This is a genomic window from Bordetella sp. BOR01, assembly GCF_019218885.1.
GTDB lineage: Bacteria > Pseudomonadota > Gammaproteobacteria > Burkholderiales > Burkholderiaceae_B > Bordetella_A.
In genome coordinates this window covers 1-5437 of record NZ_JAHUWT010000009.1, presented here as the reverse complement: position 1 = coordinate 5437, position 5437 = coordinate 1, and the positions used below count along the sequence as shown (strand labels likewise).

The 5437-nt window shown below is 54.2% G+C and carries 2 tRNA genes and 3 rRNA genes; all 5 read right to left on the bottom strand.

The window, feature by feature from the left end:
• Nucleotides 1–24: 24 nt before the first annotated feature.
• Nucleotides 25–138, bottom strand: a 5S ribosomal RNA gene (rrf, locus tag KW845_RS29280).
• Between the two features lie 196 nt (nucleotides 139–334).
• Nucleotides 335–3221, bottom strand: a 23S ribosomal RNA gene (locus KW845_RS29275).
• 311 nt (nucleotides 3222–3532) lie between these two features.
• A tRNA-Ala gene (locus KW845_RS29270) sits at nucleotides 3533–3608 on the bottom strand.
• A 40-nt stretch (nucleotides 3609–3648) separates the two neighbouring features.
• A tRNA-Ile gene (locus KW845_RS29265) sits at nucleotides 3649–3725 on the bottom strand.
• Between the two features lie 140 nt (nucleotides 3726–3865).
• Nucleotides 3866–5396 (bottom strand): 16S ribosomal RNA (locus KW845_RS29260).
• The 16S, 23S and 5S rRNA genes sit together here with 2 tRNA genes alongside, the layout of an rRNA operon.
• Nucleotides 5397–5437 lie beyond the last annotated feature (41 nt).

Genomic DNA, 5437 nt, shown 5'->3' with positions numbered 1-5437 from the left:
GTGCTGGGGTTTTGGGGCATAAGAGCCTGACGATGACCTACTTTCACAGACGGGAAGTCCACTATCATCGGCGCGAAGGCGTTTCACTGTCCTGTTCGGGATGGGAAGGAGTGGGTCCACCTTGCTATGGTCGTCAAGCGTAACCGGTTGGGCGGGCAGCGCGCACTGTGCCTTGTCGGGCCCAGGGCGGGGGCTGCGCACCCGCAATTGGAAGAAGCACCACGGCCCGGCCCGGCGTATGTAGCGCGGGGGCAGGGCTTGGGTTGTGACGGTGATATGTTGAACGGCACTTGAACGCTACGTCATACCAGGTCTTTAAAACCCGTAGAGTTATAGGATCAAGCCGCACGGGCAATTAGTATCGGTTAGCTCAACGCATTACTGCGCTTCCACACCCGACCTATCAACGTTCTGGTCTTGAACGACCCTTCAGGGGGATCGAGTCCCCGGGATACCTAATCTTCAGACGAGTTTCCCGCTTAGATGCCTTCAGCGGTTATCTCTTCCGTACTTAGCTACCCGGCAATGCCATTGGCATGACAACCGGTACACCAGAGGTACGTCCACTCCGGTCCTCTCGTACTAGGAGCAGGCTCCGTCAAGTATCCAACGCCCACGGCAGATAGGGACCAAACTGTCTCACGACGTTTTAAACCCAGCTCACGTACCTCTTTAAATGGCGAACAGCCATACCCTTGGGACCGGCTACAGCCCCAGGATGAGATGAGCCGACATCGAGGTGCCAAACACCGCCGTCGATATGAACTCTTGGGCGGTATCAGCCTGTTATCCCCAGAGTACCTTTTATCCGTTGAGCGATGGCCCTTCCATTCAGAACCACCGGATCACTATGTCCTGCTTTCGCACCTGTTCGACTTGTCAGTCTCACAGTCAAGCACGCTTATGCCATTGCACTATCAGCACGATTTCCGACCGTACCTAGCGTACCTTCGAACTCCTCCGTTACGCTTTGGGAGGAGACCGCCCCAGTCAAACTGCCTACCATGCACTGTCCCCGATCCGGATAACGGACCAAGGTTAGAACCGCAAACAAACCAGGGTGGTATTTCAAGGTCGGCTCCACCAAATCTAGCGACTCGGTTTCAGCGCCTCCCACCTATCCTACACAGGCCGGTTCACAGTCCAATGCAAAGCTACAGTAAAGGTTCATGGGGTCTTTCCGTCTAGCCGCGGGTAGATTGCATCATCACAAACACTTCAACTTCGCTGAGTCTCAGGAGGAGACAGTGTGGCCATCGTTACGCCATTCGTGCAGGTCGGAACTTACCCGACAAGGAATTTCGCTACCTTAGGACCGTTATAGTTACGGCCGCCGTTTACCGGGGCTTCGATCAAGAGCTTGCACCCCATCACTTAACCTTCCGGCACCGGGCAGGCGTCACACCCTATACGTCGACTTTCGTCTTGGCAGAGTGCTGTGTTTTTAATAAACAGTCGCAGCCACCGATTCTCTGCGGCCCCATCAAGCTCAGCGCGCAAGCGCCTCACCCTACCGGGGCATACCTTCTCCCGAAGTTACGGTATCAATTTGCCGAGTTCCTTCTCCTGAGTTCTCTCAAGCGCCTTGGAATATTCATCCCGTCCACCTGTGTCGGTTTGCGGTACGGTCTCGTACAGCTGAAGCTTAGAGGCTTTTCTTGGAACCACTTCCAATCACTTCGCAGAACTTGTCTGCTCGTGCCACACCCTTGAATTACGCGCCCGGATTTGCCTAAAGCGCCTTCTCCAATGCAGCAACAGGGACTTCCAACACCCTGATGACCTTCCGCGATCCGTCCCCCCATCGCACTGTACGACGGTGCTGGAATATTAACCAGCTTCCCATCAGCTACGCATCTCTGCCTCGCCTTAGGGGCCGACTCACCCTGCGCCGATGAACGTTGCGCAGGAAACCTTGGACTTACGGCGAGGGGGCTTTTCACCCCCTTTATCGCTACTCATGTCAGCATTCGCACTTCTGATACCTCCAGCAGCCTTTACAAGCCACCTTCGCAGGCTTACAGAACGCTCTCCTACCGCGTGTACTAAAAGTACACACCCGCAGCTTCGGTTTATCGCTTGAGCCCCGTTACATCTTCCGCGCAGGACGACTCGATCAGTGAGCTATTACGCTTTCTTTAAAGGGTGGCTGCTTCTAAGCCAACCTCCTGACTGTCTATGCCTTCCCACTTCGTTTCCCACTTAGCGATAATTCGGGACCTTAGCTGGCGGTCTGGGTTGTTTCCCTCTTGAGTCCGGACGTTAGCACCCGGTGCTCTGTCTCCCAAGCTGGACTTGCGGGTATTCGGAGTTTGCCATGGTTTGGTAAGTCGCCATGACCCCCTAGCCATAACAGTGCTCTACCCCCCGCAGTCATACTTGAGGCACTACCTAAATAGTTTTCGGAGAGAACCAGCTATTTCCAGATTTGTTTAGCCTTTCACCCCTATCCACAGCTCATCCCCTAGTTTTTCAACACTAGTGGGTTCGGTCCTCCAGCACGTGTTACCGTGCCTTCAACCTGGCCATGGGTAGATCATCTGGTTTCGGGTCTACACCCAGCGACTGAATCGCCCTATTCGGACTCGCTTTCGCTACGCCTTCCCTATTCGGTTAAGCTCGCCACTGAATGTAAGTCGCTGACCCATTATACAAAAGGTACGCCGTCACCCCATAAAGAGGCTCCGACTGTTTGTATGCATACGGTTTCAGGATCTATTTCACTCCCCTTCCGGGGTTCTTTTCGCCTTTCCCTCACGGTACTGGTTCACTATCGGTCGATCACGAGTATTTAGCCTTGGAGGATGGTCCCCCCATCTTCAGACAGGATTTCACGTGTCCCGCCCTACTTCTCTTACGCCTAGTTCCACAAGCCAGATTTCGTCTACAGGGCTATCACCTGCTACGGCCGGACTTTCCATTCCGTTCGACTACCTGATTTGCTAAATCGTAAAGGCTCTTCCGATTTCGCTCGCCACTACTTTCGGAATCTCGGTTGATGTCTTTTCCTCGAGCTACTGAGATGTTTCAGTTCACCCGGTTCGCCTCCGCACACCTATGGATTCAGTGTGGGATACCGCCTCGCGGCGGTGGGTTTCCCCATTCGGACATCTGCGGATCAAAGCTTGTTTGCCAGCTCCCCGCAGCTTTTCGCAGGCTACCACGTCCTTCTTCGCCTGTGATCGCCAAGGCATCCACCATATGCACTTAGTCGCTTGATCCTATAACACTACCGTCTTATAGGACGCTGATATGTCTTGCGTTTGTGCCGTTCATAAGCCTCAAAGCCATCCCGGTCTAAACTGCCACCGGAATCTTGAGAACTTGGAACTAAATCTAATGCAATCACAACCCGTGCCCATGCTTCACCCGCATAAAATGCCGGCGACGACATGAACACATTTTCGTTGTGCTTCTTCCAAATTGTTAAAGAACGTGTATAGCTTCATTGGGCAAAACCCAACGCATAACATTCGCAAGCCAGCCTAAAAAACTGGCCCCCTAAAACCCTATGCGTTGAACTCTGGATCAATGGTGGAGGTGAACGGGATCGAACCGATGACATCCTGCTTGCAAAGCAGGCGCTCTCCCAGCTGAGCTACACCCCCATACCCCACGCAACAACCCTCGGCTGCCACACGCGATACCTGGTGGGTCTGGTTGGATTCGAACCAACGACCCCCGCCTTATCAAGACGGTGCTCTAACCGACTGAGCTACAGACCCAAAAACCGGCTTCGGATCAGCAGTCAGAACGTCGTGGCACAGGAAGGATTCCCCCTCTACCCACGCTCACAACCGATCCCAGCTACACATTTCAAACAACCGATAAGCGTGGACGCTTTAACAACACGGCACTCGCTCTTAAAGGAGGTGATCCAGCCGCACCTTCCGATACGGCTACCTTGTTACGACTTCACCCCAGTCATGAATCCTACCGTGGTAATCGCCCCCCTTGCGGTTAGGCTAACTACTTCTGGTAAAACCCACTCCCATGGTGTGACGGGCGGTGTGTACAAGACCCGGGAACGTATTCACCGCGACATGCTGATCCGCGATTACTAGCGATTCCGACTTCACGCAGTCGAGTTGCAGACTGCGATCCGGACTACGATCGGGTTTCTGGGATTGGCTCCCCCTCGCGGGTTGGCGACCCTCTGTCCCGACCATTGTATGACGTGTGAAGCCCTACCCATAAGGGCCATGAGGACTTGACGTCATCCCCACCTTCCTCCGGTTTGTCACCGGCAGTCTCATTAGAGTGCCCTTTCGTAGCAACTAATGACAAGGGTTGCGCTCGTTGCGGGACTTAACCCAACATCTCACGACACGAGCTGACGACAGCCATGCAGCACCTGTGTTCCAGTTCTCTTGCGAGCACTGCCAAATCTCTTCGGCATTCCAGACATGTCAAGGGTAGGTAAGGTTTTTCGCGTTGCATCGAATTAATCCACATCATCCACCGCTTGTGCGGGTCCCCGTCAATTCCTTTGAGTTTTAATCTTGCGACCGTACTCCCCAGGCGGTCAACTTCACGCGTTAGCTGCGCTACCAAGGCCCGAAGGCCCCAACAGCTAGTTGACATCGTTTAGGGCGTGGACTACCAGGGTATCTAATCCTGTTTGCTCCCCACGCTTTCGTGCATGAGCGTCAGTGTTATCCCAGGAGGCTGCCTTCGCCATCGGTGTTCCTCCGCATATCTACGCATTTCACTGCTACACGCGGAATTCCACCTCCCTCTGACACACTCTAGCCCGGTAGTTAAAAATGCAGTTCCAAAGTTAAGCTCTGGGATTTCACATCTTTCTTTCCGAACCGCCTGCGCACGCTTTACGCCCAGTAATTCCGATTAACGCTTGCACCCTACGTATTACCGCGGCTGCTGGCACGTAGTTAGCCGGTGCTTATTCTGCAGGTACCGTCAGTTGCCCCAGGTATTATCCAGAGCCGTTTCTTTCCTGCCAAAAGTGCTTTACAACCCGAAGGCCTTCATCGCACACGCGGGATGGCTGGATCAGGGTTGCCCCCATTGTCCAAAATTCCCCACTGCTGCCTCCCGTAGGAGTCTGGGCCGTGTCTCAGTCCCAGTGTGGCTGGTCGTCCTCTCAAACCAGCTACGGATCGTCGCCTTGGTAGGCCTTTACCCCACCAACTAGCTAATCCGATATCGGCCGCTCCAATAGTGCGAGGCCCGAAGGTCCCCCGCTTTCCCCCGTAGGGCGTATGCGGTATTAGCCACGCTTTCGCGTAGTTATCCCCCGCTACTGGGCACGTTCCGATACATTACTCACCCGTTCGCCACTCGCCGCCAGACCGAAGTCCGCGCTGCCGTTCGACTTGCATGTGTAAAGCATCCCGCTAGCGTTCAATCTGAGCCAGGATCAAACTCTTCAGTTCAATCTCTGTAATGTTCGCGCACCATCATCCCGAAAGACGAC